Raw genomic sequence first — 14,247 nt, forward strand, 5'->3', positions numbered from 1 at the left:
AGGCGATACCAATAACAACAATCTGAACATTGTGCGCTCGCCATTGTTCTAGATTCAGAAGACACCGGATCAAGGACGAGCACATGGCCGTTACTCTCCCTGCGCAGCCAATCCCCACCCCGCAACGCGCCGTGACCCGGCGCCTGGCCATCGCCGTTGGCGCACTGTTCGTTGCGGGTGTCATCGCCGCGATCAGCACCTTGCTTGGCATCGCCAATACCCTTGACGCGAAAGATCTGGAACAGAACCAGTTCTATTCCGTGCGCGCCGTGGAAAACCGCATCACCGCGTCGAAAAACTACATCACCAGTTACGCCTACTGGACTCGCGCCTATGAAGCCTTGAGCGGGCCGATCGACGTCGATTGGGCCTATACCGAACAGAACATGGGCAAGACCCTGTTCACCAGCGACGGCTACGACGGCGTTTTCGTCCTCGATCGCAATCGCACCAAGTACGCGGTGATTCGCGGGCAGATGGTTGAAACCGACGTCTCCAGCGTACTGCAAGCGCCCGCCTCGGCGCTGGTCGAGCAGGTGCTGAGTCAGCCTGATCTGACCAAGCCGATCAGCAGTTATTCATTGTTCGAAGGCTGGCCGGCGCTGATCACCGCTGCCGCGATCATTCCCAACGACGAGCGTCCGCTGGATGAACTGAGAAACACCTCGGTGCTGGTGTTCGTCGACAAGCTGACCCCGACCAAACTGCGCAAGATCGGCAGCGGTTATGGCCTGACGAACCTGACCCTGGTCCCGGACGACACCATTGAAAAAGGCCATCCAAGCGTGCCCCTCGACAGCACCGGCTACAGCCTGGTCGCCGACCTGCAACGGCCCGGTCAACAATTGCTGTGGACGCTGGTGCCGCCGCTCGGCGCGACGTTTCTGGTGCTGATGCTGCTCACCGCCTATTTTTTCCGCCATGCATTGCGCTCATCGCAATACGTCGACAACAGCATTCATGCCATGCAGGCCTCGAATCAGGCACTCGAGAAAGCCAATCATGCCCTCGAAGCCAGTGAAGAACGCTTTCGCGCCGTGGCCGAAGCGGCGTCGGACTGGATCTGGGAAGTTGATGATCAGTTGGCGCTGACCTATCTGTCGGCGCGCTTCAGCGAAGTCACCGGCTACCCGCAAGCCCTGTGGCTTGGCCAGGACATCGGCGAATTACTGACTTGCGACACCACGCCACTGGAGCTGTGGCTGCGCAAACTCAGCGAAGAAAACAGCGCCGGCGATTTGCGCTGTACTTATCGCGATCACTCCGGGCAGCCACGCCACTGCCGGCTCTCGGCGCGGCCGATTTTCGACAAGGACAGCGTCGTCGGCTATCGCGGTACTGCCAGCGATATCACCGACGAAGTCGCCGCCCATGCGCAGATCCAGCACCTGTCGATGCACGACGCCCTGACCGGTCTGCCCAACCGCAACAAACTGGCGCGTTATCTGGATGAAGTGCTGCTATTGAAAGAGCACTCGCCACCGCTGTCGCTGCTGATGATCGATCTGGACAACTTCAAACCGATCAATGATTCCCTCGGCCATCCTGCCGGTGACGCGGTTCTCCAGGAAGTCGCCACGCGCCTGCGCGAATGCACCCGCGAGCACGACCTCGTCGCCCGCCTCGGTGGTGATGAATTCGTCGTGGTGCTCAATGGCATGGACAGCCATAACGAGATCGACAAATTCTGCACACGGCTGATCGGCAGCCTGCATCAGCCGATCCTCTACGAACAGCATCCGCTGCATATCGGTGCCAGTGTCGGCATCGCCCTGAGTCGTCGGCACGGTTTCGTCGCCAGCGATCTGATCCGCTACGCCGACATCGCGCTGTATCAGGCCAAATCCGACGGCAAGAACACCTGGTGCTACTTCGAAGCGCACATGAGCGACCAGATCCAGACGCGTCGGCAAATGGAAGATGACCTGCGCCATGCGCTCAAGCACAACGAATTCGTCCTGCACTATCAGCCGCGCTACAAGGTGGATGGCAAGCACATCGTTTCGGTGGAGGCGCTGGTGCGCTGGCAGCATCCGACCCAGGGCCTGCTCGGGCCGGACGTGTTCATTCCGCTGGCCGAACAGACCGACCTGATCGTCCCGCTGGGCCGCTGGGTGCTGCGCGAAGCCTGCGAAACCGCGCTGGAATGGCCCCATGACATTCTGCTGTCGGTCAACCTCTCGCCTGCGCAGTTCGCCCTCAGCGATGTCGTCGAGGATGTTCGTGAAGTGCTGGTGGATACGCGTTTCCCGGCCAGCCGTCTGGAGCTGGAGATCACCGAAAACGTGATGCTCAACGACACCGATGGCGCGCTGACCACCATGAATCAGCTCAAGGAGCTCGGCGTACGTCTGAACATGGACGACTTCGGCACCGGTTATTCGTCGCTCGGTTATCTGCGCGCTTATCCGTTCGACGGGATCAAGATCGACAAACGCTTTATCGCCTCGATCAGCAGCGGCACCAACGACCGTGCCGTGGTGCAGGCGATCATCGGTTTGGGCAAAGCCATGGGACTGACGGTGACGGCCGAAGGCGTCGAGACCGAGGAGCAACTGGCGATTCTCGGTAAAGATCAATGCAACGAGGTGCAGGGTTATTTCATGAGTCGGCCGATCGACAAGGCGGCTTTTGCTGATCTGCTACGGGCTTCGCGACTGTCGCTGGTGAGCAAAAAAGGTCGGGTGACGTGAATCTCAACCATCGCTGGCAACGCGGACCTTGCCGCTGAACACGCGGAAACCGAAGGTGTTGTAGGCCAGCGTGATGGGGATCAGCACGGCGAATCCGACCAGCATGAAGATCTGGCTGGTGGGGCTTGAGGCTGCTTCGCTCAAGGTCAGATCCGGCGGAATGATGAAGGGAAATAGCGCGACCAGCATCACCGCGAAAGCCAGGACGAAAACGCCCAAAGCGGCGAACAACGGCACACAGTCAAAGCGCCCGTGAAAACCTTTGCTGAACACCCATCCTAGAGCGCTGACGATCAGCCCTGCCGGCAACCACAGCCGAATATCGGCGAGCCGCCGGGCATATTGCGGCTGCAATGTCGCCGTCCATGCGATCAGCACCAGTAATAACGCCACGGTGACAAGGGACAGCACGCGGGCCTGGCGGGCCGAGCGCTGCTGCAATTCATCCAGGGTGCGCCAGTACAGCCAGCACGTCCCCAGCCAGACGTACCCGAGCACCAGCACCAGACCACAAAACACGGGGAACGGACTTAGCCAATCGCGGCCATCGCCAATGTACTGACCGCCCTGATGCGCAACGCCTTGCACGAGGGTGCCGAGCACCATGCCCTGGACAAACCCGGTCAGCAGCGAAGCCAGCGCCAGCACGCTGTCGACGATGCGCTTGCGTCCTTCGTTCGGTGCGTAATCGCGAAACTCCAGCGCCATGGCCCGCGCGATCAAGGCGAGGAACATCACGATAAAAGGCACGTACAAGGCCGGCAGCAAGATCGCATACGCCAGCGGAAACAACGCCAGCAGCCCGCCGCCGCCGAGCACCAGCCAGGTTTCGTTGGCGTCCCACACCGGCAGAATCGACACCGCCATCACCCTGCGCTGCTTGCTGCAAGCCGTGAGGCCCATGAGCATGCCGACGCCCAGATCGGTGCCGTCGAGCACCACGTAGTTCATCACCGAAAACGCCAATGCAGCAGCACATAATAAAGTCAGCCAGTCGGTGTCCATGTCTGCGACTCTTCAGTGCCCGGTTTCGTCGGCAAGGGTGGGCTGCGGCCCGGGTTGATCTTCCTGCGGCGGCTCGCGCAACAGACGCAGCAACACCCACAGACCGATGCCGAAGATCAGCAGATAAAACAGCAGAATCAACAACGTCGACCCGACGACTTGAGCCCTCGACACCGACGACAGACTGTCCGCCGTGCGCATTAATCCGTAAACGGTAAACGGCTGTCGCCCCACTTCGGTGACGACCCAGCCGCTGAGCATCGCCAGAAACCCGGCCGGCGCCAGCAGCACGCACGCGCCCAGCCAGCGCCGCGCCGTGTACAGGCGATTACGTCGGCGCAGGATCAGGCTGACCACACCCTGCCCAAGCATCAACAGCCCCAGCCCGACCATCAGCCGGAACGCGAAAAACACCGGCGCCACGGGCGGGATGTCCTCAGCCGGAAATTCATCAAGCGCGGCGATGGTGCTGGTCAGGTCATGCTGCAGATAGAGGGAGCCGATGCGTGGAATGGCCACTTCCCAATGGTTGCGGCGCTCTTGCATATCCGGCCATGCGAACAGGCGCAGTGGCTCCCCTGCCCCTTGGTCCGGGCGCGTCCATGAGCCTTCGATGGCCGCCACTTTCTGCGGCTGAGCGTGCAAACTGTGCCGGCCATGCAGGTCCCCGACAACAATCTGCACCGGCATCAGCAGCGCAATCACCCACAGCGCCATGGAGAATTGCAGGCGAGCACGCGGGTTGTCCGGGGCCTTGCGCAATTGCCAGGCACTGATCCCGGCAATCAGCGTCGCGCTGCCGATGAGCACGGCAAGCAGCATATGCGCCAGACGATAGGGAAACGAAGGATTGAAGATGATTGCCCACCAGTCCTCGGCGAGGAAACGCCCGTCCGCGCCAATCGAATAGCCGGCGGGGGTTTGCATCCATGAGTTGGCGGAAAGAATCCAGAACGCGCTGATCAGCGAGCCCACCGCCACCGCACACGTGGCAAAAAAGTGCAGACGCGGACCGACCTTCTTCAGGCCGAACAGCATGATGCCGAGAAATCCCGCTTCGATGAAAAACGCCGCCATCACTTCATAGAACATCAGCGGACCGAGGACATCACCGGCCTGCACCGACAGCCGCGACCAGTTGAGGCCGAACTGATACTCCAGAATCAATCCCGACGCCGTGCCCACCGCAACGTTGAGGGCGAATACCTTGAGCCAGTAACGATAAACATCCAGATAAACCTGGCGCCCGGTCCTCAACCACAACGCTTCCAGCACCATGAGGAAATTCGCCAGACCGATGCTGAACGCCGCCAGCACGATGTGGAAGCTGATCGTGATCGCGAACTGGGCGCGGGCGGCCATCAGGGCCGAATCAACGAGCTCCATCCATCAGCCGCTGTAGAACACAGCAAGCTTGTTGCCTTCAGGATCGCGCAGATAGGCCACGTAAAAGTCCGGCGTATAGGCCTCGCGAGTGCCAGGCGCGCCTTCGTCGCTGCCGCCGTGGTCGAGCCCGGCCTTGTGCACCTGATCGACCTTGTGCCGCGAGTCGGTGCGAAATGCCGGCATCATGCCGTTGCCGGGTGTCGCCGGCTCACCATTGAACGGTTGCGAGATGTGCACACTCCCGGGCCCGTTGGACTTGTCGGCACAATCGGGCAAGTAGAAACAGTAGTGTTCTTCACGGTCATGCCGGTAGCCAAGCGGCGTCAGGATCGCCTTGTAAAAAGCCGCCGAACGCTCGACATCGTTGGCGCCGATAAACAGATAACTGAGCATGAGACGTCCTCCGATGGCAGCTGTCAGCGCTGTGGCTGTTCCTCGTTCAGGGTAAAAATGTTGCCGGCGTCACGCACTAATTGGCGCCATTCGGCACTGGTGATCAGGCCTTGCTCCTCCATCTGATCCGCAGCCTTGAGCAGCTCGTCATACTGCTGTTCCGGATCCAGATCGCCCTCGGCCTGCTCCGCCATCCTGCGCCATGCCGCCAGTGATGCCTTCTTTTGCTGATCGAACATACGGGTATCTCCTGATGGACTTACCCGGTAGAAAAAACAGCGCGACAGAGGTTCAGGGCAGACGACGGATGGACGGGTGATACGCAAAACCTTGTAGGAGTGAGCCTGCTCGCGATAGCGGTATATCTTTCAAAACATTTGAATGTGCCTCCGTCATCGCGAGCAGGCTCGCTCCCACAAAAGCAAAAGCAAAGCAGCGCAGCGCAGCTGCCCGCGGCGAAGCCGCCCCACTCAACAATGAGCGCAAGCTCGAGTGCTTTTGATCTTGATCCACCGGCGACGTCGGAAGGCTGAGTGGAGGGATTGATCCGGGCGTGGGAGCGCAGCGACCGTTCGACGAAGTCGAACACAGCGGAAGGAGGTGCAGCGAAGCAAACCGTAGCCGCTGCGTCCGGATCAGTCCCGTAGCGAAGGAACCCGAGCCTGCGAGGGCCGAACGTAGGAGCAAGCGTTTTTTTGCTTACTTTTTTTAGGCGTTTGTAAAAAAAGTGAGTCGCCGTAAGGGCGAAACCGCCAACCGCAACACCGCAAAAAAACGGATATACACCCAAAACCCCAAGAGCCTGGTCGGCCCAAAGGCCGCCAAGCCCCAAAAAACCCGCAAATGTCAAAACCGCTCAGCCACCCGCTTGTACGCATAATCCGGCTCCCGATACTTGCCCGGCTTCTGCCGTTTCGGCAACTCGACCTTGTCGCGCTTGACCTCTTCATAGGGGATGCGACTGAGCAAATCAGTGATGATGTTCAGCCGTGCACGACGCTTGTCATTGGAGTCGGCAACCCTCCACGGCGCCCAATCGGTATCGGTATGCTTGAACATCTCGTCCCGCGCCCGTGAGTAGTCATACCAGCGACTGTAGGATTTCAGATCCATTGGTGTCAGTTTCCAGGTCTTGCGCCCGTCATTGATTCGCGCTTCGAGCCGGCGGGTCTGTTCCTCTGGACTGACCTCAAGCCAGTACTTGAGCAGGATAACCCCCGAATCGACGATGGCGTTCTCCACCCAAGGGATCGACTTGAGAAACTTGTCGGCCTGTTCTTCCGTGCAAAAGCCCATGACCCGTTCGACGCCGGCGCGGTTGTACCAACTGCGGTCGAAAATCACCACCTCACCGCCTGCCGGCAGATGCGGCAGGTAGCGCTGCACATGCATCTGGCTCTTTTCGCGATCGGTTGGCGCCGGCAGTGCCATCACCCGGAACACCCGTGGGCTGACGCGTTCCGTGATCGCCTTGATCACCCCGCCCTTGCCCGCACCGTCGCGCCCTTCGAAAACAATACACACCTTGACACCTTTGGCGATGACCCACTCCTGCAGCTTGACCAATTCAATGTGCAGCTTGCGCAGCTGTTCCAGATAGTCCTTGTTTTTCAAGCGTGGACGTTCGATTGCCCTTGCAGGTTTCTTCTTGTCTTTCGCCATGAACCTGTCCTCGCGCTTCAACAGCCCGCTGAATTTGTTTATTGACCCGATGGCCCTGATCCGTGAGGTTAGTTCACGCCCGGTTGTTTGCCATCGCCGGGCAAAAAAGCCCTGTCGCCATGTGTTTCCTGGGTTTGTTCCGACGTCGCACTGTTCATTGCCCGATCCCCTGTTTGCTGGAGTTTTTTCGATGCCGTCGCCCAAATCATTGCCCACTGCCCTGCTCGGTCTGGCCCTGGCCTGCCCGGCGATGGCCGAGACCCAAGGTCTGGAGCTGGGGCAAGTGCTGATTTCGGCAGATCAGCGCAGTGGCAGCGATGCAGCGGTCGAAGAAGCGCGGGAACGCCTTGAGCAGGTTCCCGGCGGCGCCAACGTGGTCGACATGCGCCAGCCGTTGCAGGGCCGTGTTGCCAGCAATCAGGATGTGCTGGCCTATCAGCCGGGGGTGTATGCACAGTCGGCGGGCAACGAAGGCGTGAAGATTTCCATCCGTGGTTCAGGCATCAACCGCGCACCCGGCGCCCACGCCTCGGGGCTGTACACGATGCTGGATGGCTTGCCCCTCACCGGCCCCGGCGGCACACCGTATGAATTGCTCGAGCCACTGTGGGTCGAGCATGTCGAAGTGCTACGCGGCGCCAATGGCTTCGATCGCGGCGCGCTGGCGCTGGGCGGCGCTATCGATTACGTCAGCCACACCGGTTACACCGCGCCAAAGCTGCAAGTGCGCTACGCCACTGGCAGCCATGGCTATCAGCAGCGCCAGGTCAGCTCCGGGCAAGTGCTGGGCGATTTCGATTACTACGTGTCCCTGACCGATGCCAACGCCGACGGCTATCAGGACCACACCGCCAGCGAGAGCAAAGGCCTGATCGCCAACTTCGGCTATCGCTTCAACCCGAATCTGGAAACCCGCTTCTATTTCCGCTATCGCGAGACCGACAACGACCTCGCCGGTCGCGTGACCAAGCATTCCATCGAACACAGCCCACGGGCAGCCAACCCGGCGTATGTGGCCCGCGATGACAGCCGCAAGCAGCCCGGCAGTACCTTCATCGGCAACAAGACCACGTTCTATCTCGATGACGATTCGAGCATCCAGACCGGCCTCGCCTACCACGACTACCCGATGGATCTGCGCGAAGGCCCCAACCGGCTGAAGGTGGCTTATACCGACGTCAGCGGCACCTTCGACTACAAGCGCCGCGACACTTTGTTCGGCATGGAAAGCCGCAGCAACGTCGGCCTGCGCGTGACCAAGCACCTGCCCAACGACGGCGCCAGCGAGTTCGTGCGCATCCCGAGTGGCAACACCGCCAGCTACGCCCCGGGCACGCGGATGCGTAATTTCACCTATCAGGGTTCGGATACCGTGCTGCATTTCGGTAACGACCTGGAAATTGCCGACGACCTCTGGCTGACCACCGGCCTCGCCGCGATCTACACCCGCCGCGAAAGCGCCGTGACCTATCCGCAGGGCGGCGGCAAAACCAGTCTCAGCGACTGGGACTATGCACCGCGCATCGGCCTGCGCTATCAGATCACCCCCGACGTGCAAGTGTTCGGCAACCTCAGCCGCTCCGTCGAAGCACCGCACCCGTGGTCGCTGATCTACAGCTCCAACGTGCGCTTCCCTGCCGGCAACGGCGCCGCCACCGGCACTCAGCGCGACCCGGTCGAACTGCAAAACCAGACTGCAACCACTCTGGAACTCGGCGGCCGGGGCGACAGCCATTTGGGCGAATGGAGCCTGGTCTGGTACTACGCCCAAGTTCGTCACGAACTGCTCTCGGTGCTGCCGGACGCCAACGCCGTCACGCCCTACGAACTCAATGCCAGCCCGACCGTGCACCAAGGCATCGAAGCCAGCCTCAACAGCAAACTCTGGACCGCCGCCGACGGCCGCCAGCTGAGCTTGCGCCAGGCCTACACCTTCAGCGACTTCCACTACCGCAACGACGAACGCTTCGGCGACAACCGCCTGCCGGGCCTGCCGATGCATTATTACCAGGGCGAACTGCGTTACGACTGGCCGCAGGGCTTCTTCGCCGCCGTGAACACGCAACTGGTCTCCAAAGTTGCCGTGGACTACGCCAACAGCTACTACGCCGATCCCTACGCCCTGTTTGGCGCAACGCTGGGCTACAACGCCCCGAAGGGCGACTGGCAAGGTTGGGTCGACATGCGCAACCTGACCGGCAAGCGTTATGCGGCAACGGTCACGCCGGGGTATGACGACAAAGGTCTGGATGCTGCGCGGTCGACTCCGGGTGAAGGGATGGGGGTTTATGTTGGGGTTTCGTGGAGTTTGCTATAAGACCCAACGCGAAATTCAAATGTGGGAGCGAGCCTGCTCGCGAAAGCGGTGTATCAGCCGTGAGTTATTTCAACTGACACGACGCCTTCGCGAGCAGGCTCGCTCCCACAGTTGGCTTTGTGGTGTTGGTTAGAACGACGCAGGATTCGAATCTCTGGACGAGTATCATCGTGACAGCACGTCTCCTCGGACCGGCCAGGTAATCATCGCTCTCCATTGAAAATAACGGACTGACCTCATGGATACTTCCCAAGAAAACCCATTGGAAACATCACTCCGGCTGGCCGCGGACGAACCCGCGCATCGCCCTGAGTTCTATCGAACCCTCCTGGACTCGACCGTCTACATCCTCGGCACCGCCGGTGCGGCGCAAGGCCATGTCAATCTCGAAGCCGGCAGCAACATCAGCATCGCTCATTGGCAGAAGCCCGATGGCACGCCGGTCATTCCGTTCTTCTCCTCGCTGCCAACGCTGCAACAATCCATCGACAGCGAGCAGAGCTATGTGGAGATACCCGCCCGATCATTGTTCGAAATCACGCTGGGCGCGCTGCTTTTTCTGAATCCGAAGTCGCCGTACGGCAAGGAATTTCTTCCGGCGGAAGTGCAACGCCTGCTCTCAGGCGAAATCGGCCGGCCCGCCACGCAGCGTACCGTGGAAAAAGAAACCAACGTCTTGCTTGGACAGCCTTCGGACTACCCATCGACGATGGTCCATTCGCTCTCGCAATTGCTGGCCAAACACGCCAATGTGAAACGCGCATTCCTGGCGCTGATGCACGACCCCTCGATTGATGAAAAACCGCACTTGATCGTCGGCATCGAAGCGGATGGCGATATCGAACAGGTCATGCGCGAAGCCGGCAATGTCGCTGCGGACACAGCCCCCGATGGCGGACCAGTTGATTTTTGCCGCGTGCTGACGGGACAAGCCGGGCTGAGTGATTACTTCCTCAGGGAGACCAAACCGTTCTACGAACGCAAGTCACCGAGCAGGCTGCGTTCGTTATTTGGCTTTGGTTGACACGCCTGCATGCCGCTTGATCAGCAGGCCAGTGGTCGATTCTGATGAGCGTAACCTTGGATTCTCTCAACCCGCCCTCATAACAGTGGGTATCCCCACATCGTCTCGAGAGGAAGCACACACCATGACCACTCAAACCGAAACTGCCATTCTCGCCGGCGGCTGCTTCTGGGGTATGCAGGATCTGTTGCGCCGCTACCCCGGCGTGCTCAAGACCCGCGTCGGCTATACCGGCGGCGATGTGCCGAATGCGACCTATCGCAACCACGGCAACCACGCCGAAGCCATTGAGATCGAGTTTGATCCGGCCGTGATCAGCTACCGGCAGATCCTCGAGTTCTTCTTCCAGATCCACGACCCGAGCACGCCCAACCGTCAAGGCAACGATCTTGGTCCGAGCTACCGGTCGGCGATCTACTACCTCAACGACGAGCAGCGTGCCGTCGCTGAAGACACCGCCGCCGACGTCGACGCATCGAAACTGTGGCCGGGTCGAGTAGTAACGGAAATCGAACCGGCGGGGCCGTTCTGGGAAGCGGAACCCGAGCATCAGGATTACCTGGAGCGGATTCCGAACGGATACACCTGCCACTTCATCCGGCCTGACTGGAAACTGCCGAAGCGCGGTTGAAGAGACGGAATCGGCGGGGCTTCAGTGCTTCGCCACCGCCCCGCCCTGATCAACTCACAAATGCACTGGCAAAGCCGCCGAACCCGGCTCCGGCACCTCGACATTGACCTTCAGTGCAATCAGCAGCGCGGCCAGCAACATCAGAATTCCAGCCGCTACAAACACGCCATTGATACCGCTGAAACTGAACACCGAACCGCCGGCGGCGGCGCCTGCGGCAATCGCCGACTGCACCGATGCGACCACCATGCCGCCCGCGCTTTCGGCCTGATCGGGTATCGAACGCGCCACCCAGTTCGACCATGCGACAGGCACACCACCGAAAGCCATCCCCCACAGCGCCAGAAGCAACGCCTGCCCGGTGAGCGAGGCCGGTAACCCGACCAACGCCAGAGCAGCAACGCCCACCAACATTGGCATCAGCACCAACGTTGCCCTTGGATTGCGCTGCAACAGCCAGCCGGCGAACAGCGTGCCGGCAAAGTTCGCCACGCCGAAACCAAGGAGCATCAGTGCCAGCGTCTGCGGGCCGACGCCGGTGGTGCTTTCCAGAAATGGCCTGATATAGGTGAACAACGCAAAGTGACCGGTGTGCACCAATACACAGCCAAACATGCCAATGGCAATGCCCGGTCGCAGCAACACCTCAAGCACCGTGCGCAGGCGTGACGGACGATGCGGCGCCAGACTGGGTAGCGTGAACATTTGAAAGACCAGCGTCACCACGCCAACCGCCGCAGCTGCGAAAAACGCACTGCGCCAGCCAAACTGACCGCCGAGATAACTGCCCAATGGCACCGCCACCACGGTCCCCACGGCGATCCCGCTGAAGATGATCGACAGCGCACGCGGCAGCAGCGCCGCCGGCACCAGGCGCATGGCCACGGCCGCCGCCATGCTCCAGAATCCGCCGAGGGCTATGCCCAAAAGGATGCGCATGATCAGCAACACCGCGAGGCTGGACGACAACGCGACCAGCAGATTCGAAGCAATCATCAGTGCCGAAAAGCCGAGTAATACCAGCCGCCGATCAAGGCTGCGCGTCAACCCGGGCACCAGCAATCCGGCAAACAGCGCGACCACCGCAGTCACCGTCACCGCTTGCCCTGCCAGCGCTTCGCTGACGCCGAGATCGAGCGCCATCGGCGTCAGCAGGCTGGCCGGCAGATATTCCGCCGTGAGCAGACCAAACACGCCCATCGCCAGTGAAAACACCGCCATCCACGCAGGCACCAGCGGCTCCCCGTCAGTTCGCCCATCACCTACACGTTCATTCATTTCAAGACTCCCTCGGACATTTCGAGAGGGCAGTCTATTGGCGACAACCCGGATGATCTATGATGCGCAGTCTTGAACTTTTGATCGAAACCCCGAACATGAGCAGCACCGATCCCTTTGCACTGTCATCAGACCTGATCACTGAATTGCTGCGCAGCATGCGTCTGCGTGGCGTGCAATATCGGCGGATCCACGCTGGTCCGCCGTATGGCCTGGGTTTCAGCGACAAGCCCGGCCATGCGTATTTCCACTTCGTCGCCGCTGGATCGACGGTATTGCGACTGGAGGACGGCAGCCTGTACGAGTTGTCAGCAGGCAATGCGGTATTCATTGCTCATGGTGCCGCGCACCAGTTGCTGTCACACGCCGGAGCTGAAGTGCAGGACATTCACAGCGCCGTCGCCGCACCGCTCGGCGACACGGTCTGCGCGGTGCAGGTCGGACACAGCGCCGATTCGCCCGATAGCGCCCTGCTCTTCAGTGGCTGTATGGAGTTCGAACTCGGCAGCCTGCAAGGCCTCGGTCGGCTGATGCCGGGTCTTATGCTGATCGACGCCGGCGGCCAGCGTTATCCGGGACTCATGCCGATTCTCGCGACCATGGAACGCGAAGTCAGCGCAGCGCGCATTGGCTTCGCCGGCATTCTCGCGCGCCTTGCCGACGTAGTGGCGGCAATGATTGTTCGCGGCTGGGTCGAATGCGCTTGCGGCAATGCCTCCGGTCTCGTCGCCGCCCTGCGCGACCCTCGCCTGGCGCAGGCCTTGCTGGCCCTGCACCAACAACCGGGGCGCGACTGGAGCGTCGCCGAACTGGCAACGCTGTGCAACACCTCACGTTCGGTCTTCGCCGAACGCTTCCAGACCACCCTCGGCACCCCGCCGCTGCGCTACGCCACTGAACTGCGCATGCGCCTGGCCAGTCAGTGGCTGACCCTGGAAAGACTGCCGATCGAAGAAGTGGCGCAGCGCCTGGGCTACACCTCCCAAGCGGCGTTCAGTCGTGCGTTCAAGCGGATAACGGGAAGCTCACCGGGAGCGAGTCGGCGCCAGCGCTGAAGACGAGAATCGCCGTAACAGAGCCGCTCTCATTATGTGCCCCCCCCGGATTCTGCCCAACCCCGCGCTCGCCCGCTCACGGATAACCGAGCCTACGAGACACAGCGCTTTTGCCTACAAATCTTACGGAAGTCGCTGTCTTGCCGGCTTACCCTCCGCAATTTATCGTTTCCCCGTCGCCACCTGAGAGTTGAAAGCGCTGGGCACATTCGACTTTGTGCAAACAGGTCAGACGAAAAAGGTGTTGTTGACGTATCCGTCACTCCTACCTAATCTGCTCCCATCCCGCCCAAGGCAGTACGCCGTTCTAATCATCCAGAACGAGCCAAACCCTTGGGCGTTTTTTTAGGTAAAAAACATGCCCACTGCGGTGTTAGTCGATGGCGCCTTTTTCATCAAACGTTTTCGACGAATCGAACCTCAAAACGCCTTCAACGCTGAACGCGCGGCCGATCTGGTCCATCGATGGGCAACCGCCCACCTCCTCAATAAAACCTTGACCCGTCCAACGGGCCCCATTCGAGAGCTACGACAACGAGCCAGGAAAGAGCTTTACCGTATCTTCTTTTATGACTGCCCCCCACTGGACACCAAACAGCACAACCCAATAAGCAAAAAAGCTGTGGATTTTTCCAGGTCCAGGGAGGCGGCATTTCGCAAAGAGCTGCACGCCAGACTGCGAAGTAAACGTAAGCTGGCGTTACGACTTGGACATCTGTCGAAGGATGTCAGATGGACCATCAAACCCGCAAAAATCGCTGAGCTGTTGAAAGGCAAAATCCAGATGACTGACCTTATGGACT

The 14,247-nt window shown here is 60.3% G+C and carries 11 protein-coding genes and 1 pseudogene; 6 read left to right on the plus strand and 6 right to left on the minus strand.

The window, feature by feature from the left end:
• Window positions 1-83: 83 nt before the first annotated feature.
• A complete protein-coding gene (locus tag D8U70_RS01785) occupies window positions 84-2,693 on the plus strand; it encodes an EAL domain-containing protein (protein ID WP_130928181.1) in 2,610 nt (869 codons plus the stop codon).
• Window positions 2,694-2,696: 3 nt separating this feature from the next.
• Here the strand turns inward: D8U70_RS01785 and cydB are convergent, their stop codons facing one another.
• The 5 genes from cydB to ppk2 all read right to left on the minus strand — a co-directional run bounded on the left by cydB (window position 2,697) and on the right by ppk2 (window position 7,139).
• A complete protein-coding gene (gene cydB, locus D8U70_RS01790; RefSeq protein ID WP_130928182.1) occupies window positions 2,697-3,698 on the minus strand; it encodes a cytochrome d ubiquinol oxidase subunit II in 1,002 nt (333 codons plus the stop codon).
• 12 nt (window positions 3,699-3,710) lie between these two features.
• A complete protein-coding gene (locus tag D8U70_RS01795) occupies window positions 3,711-5,084 on the minus strand; it encodes a cytochrome ubiquinol oxidase subunit I (RefSeq protein WP_130928183.1) in 1,374 nt (457 codons plus the stop codon).
• Window positions 5,085-5,087: 3 nt separating this feature from the next.
• Window positions 5,088-5,477, minus strand: a complete 390-nt coding sequence (locus D8U70_RS01800) for a VOC family protein (RefSeq protein ID WP_130928184.1) — start codon at window positions 5,475-5,477, stop codon at window positions 5,088-5,090.
• Between the two features lie 23 nt (window positions 5,478-5,500).
• On the minus strand, window positions 5,501-5,716 hold the full coding sequence (locus D8U70_RS01805) for a hypothetical protein (protein WP_130928185.1): 216 nt from the start codon (window positions 5,714-5,716) through the stop codon (window positions 5,501-5,503).
• A gap of 607 nt (window positions 5,717-6,323) precedes the next feature.
• Window positions 6,324-7,139 carry a polyphosphate kinase 2 gene (ppk2, locus tag D8U70_RS01810; RefSeq protein WP_130928189.1) on the minus strand — a complete coding sequence of 272 codons (816 nt, stop codon included), beginning with the start codon at window positions 7,137-7,139 and terminating at the stop codon, window positions 6,324-6,326.
• Between the two features lie 190 nt (window positions 7,140-7,329).
• On the opposite strand from ppk2, the gene D8U70_RS01815 reads away from it, so the two are divergent.
• From D8U70_RS01815 to msrA, 3 genes are all read left to right on the plus strand, one after another.
• A complete protein-coding gene (locus D8U70_RS01815) occupies window positions 7,330-9,456 on the plus strand; it encodes a TonB-dependent receptor (RefSeq protein WP_130928186.1) in 2,127 nt (708 codons plus the stop codon).
• Window positions 9,457-9,694: 238 nt separating this feature from the next.
• Window positions 9,695-10,480 (plus strand): enhanced serine sensitivity protein SseB, encoded by a 786-nt coding sequence (sseB, locus tag D8U70_RS01820; RefSeq protein WP_110645696.1) that lies wholly within the window; start codon window positions 9,695-9,697, stop codon window positions 10,478-10,480.
• 124 nt (window positions 10,481-10,604) lie between these two features.
• Window positions 10,605-11,111, plus strand: coding sequence for a peptide-methionine (S)-S-oxide reductase MsrA (gene msrA / locus D8U70_RS01825; RefSeq protein WP_071172004.1), 507 nt, complete (start codon window positions 10,605-10,607; stop codon window positions 11,109-11,111).
• Between the two features lie 54 nt (window positions 11,112-11,165).
• Here the strand turns inward: msrA and D8U70_RS01830 are convergent, their stop codons facing one another.
• A complete protein-coding gene (locus tag D8U70_RS01830) occupies window positions 11,166-12,389 on the minus strand; it encodes an MFS transporter (RefSeq protein WP_130928187.1) in 1,224 nt (407 codons plus the stop codon).
• A 62-nt stretch (window positions 12,390-12,451) separates the two neighbouring features.
• Between D8U70_RS01830 and D8U70_RS01835 the strand changes: the two genes are divergently transcribed.
• Both D8U70_RS01835 and D8U70_RS01840 read left to right on the plus strand, forming a co-directional pair.
• Complete coding sequence (locus D8U70_RS01835) at window positions 12,452-13,444, plus strand: AraC family transcriptional regulator (protein WP_130928190.1); 993 nt, start codon at window positions 12,452-12,454, stop codon at window positions 13,442-13,444.
• Window positions 13,445-13,802: 358 nt separating this feature from the next.
• Window positions 13,803-14,247: pseudogene (locus D8U70_RS01840) on the plus strand (NYN domain-containing protein); the annotation flags it as partial.

It is taken from the genome of Pseudomonas sp. Sample_20, assembly GCF_004307585.1.
GTDB lineage: Bacteria > Pseudomonadota > Gammaproteobacteria > Pseudomonadales > Pseudomonadaceae > Aquipseudomonas > Aquipseudomonas atacamensis.

Coding starts and splice junctions, on each gene's coding strand:
- msrA (WP_071172004.1), top strand. CDS start 10,605: ATGACCACTCAAACCGAAACTGCCATTCTCGCCGGCGGCTGCTTCTGG.
- D8U70_RS01785 (WP_130928181.1), top strand. CDS start 84: ATGGCCGTTACTCTCCCTGCGCAGCCAATCCCCACCCCGCAACGCGCC.
- sseB (WP_110645696.1), top strand. CDS start 9,695: ATGGATACTTCCCAAGAAAACCCATTGGAAACATCACTCCGGCTGGCC.
- D8U70_RS01815 (WP_130928186.1), top strand. CDS start 7,330: ATGCCGTCGCCCAAATCATTGCCCACTGCCCTGCTCGGTCTGGCCCTG.
- D8U70_RS01835 (WP_130928190.1), top strand. CDS start 12,452: ATGCGCAGTCTTGAACTTTTGATCGAAACCCCGAACATGAGCAGCACC.
- cydB (WP_130928182.1), bottom strand. CDS start 3,698: ATGGACACCGACTGGCTGACTTTATTATGTGCTGCTGCATTGGCGTTT.
- D8U70_RS01800 (WP_130928184.1), bottom strand. CDS start 5,477: ATGCTCAGTTATCTGTTTATCGGCGCCAACGATGTCGAGCGTTCGGCG.
- ppk2 (WP_130928189.1), bottom strand. CDS start 7,139: ATGGCGAAAGACAAGAAGAAACCTGCAAGGGCAATCGAACGTCCACGC.
- D8U70_RS01795 (WP_130928183.1), bottom strand. CDS start 5,084: ATGGAGCTCGTTGATTCGGCCCTGATGGCCGCCCGCGCCCAGTTCGCG.
- D8U70_RS01830 (WP_130928187.1), bottom strand. CDS start 12,389: ATGAATGAACGTGTAGGTGATGGGCGAACTGACGGGGAGCCGCTGGTG.
- D8U70_RS01805 (WP_130928185.1), bottom strand. CDS start 5,716: ATGTTCGATCAGCAAAAGAAGGCATCACTGGCGGCATGGCGCAGGATG.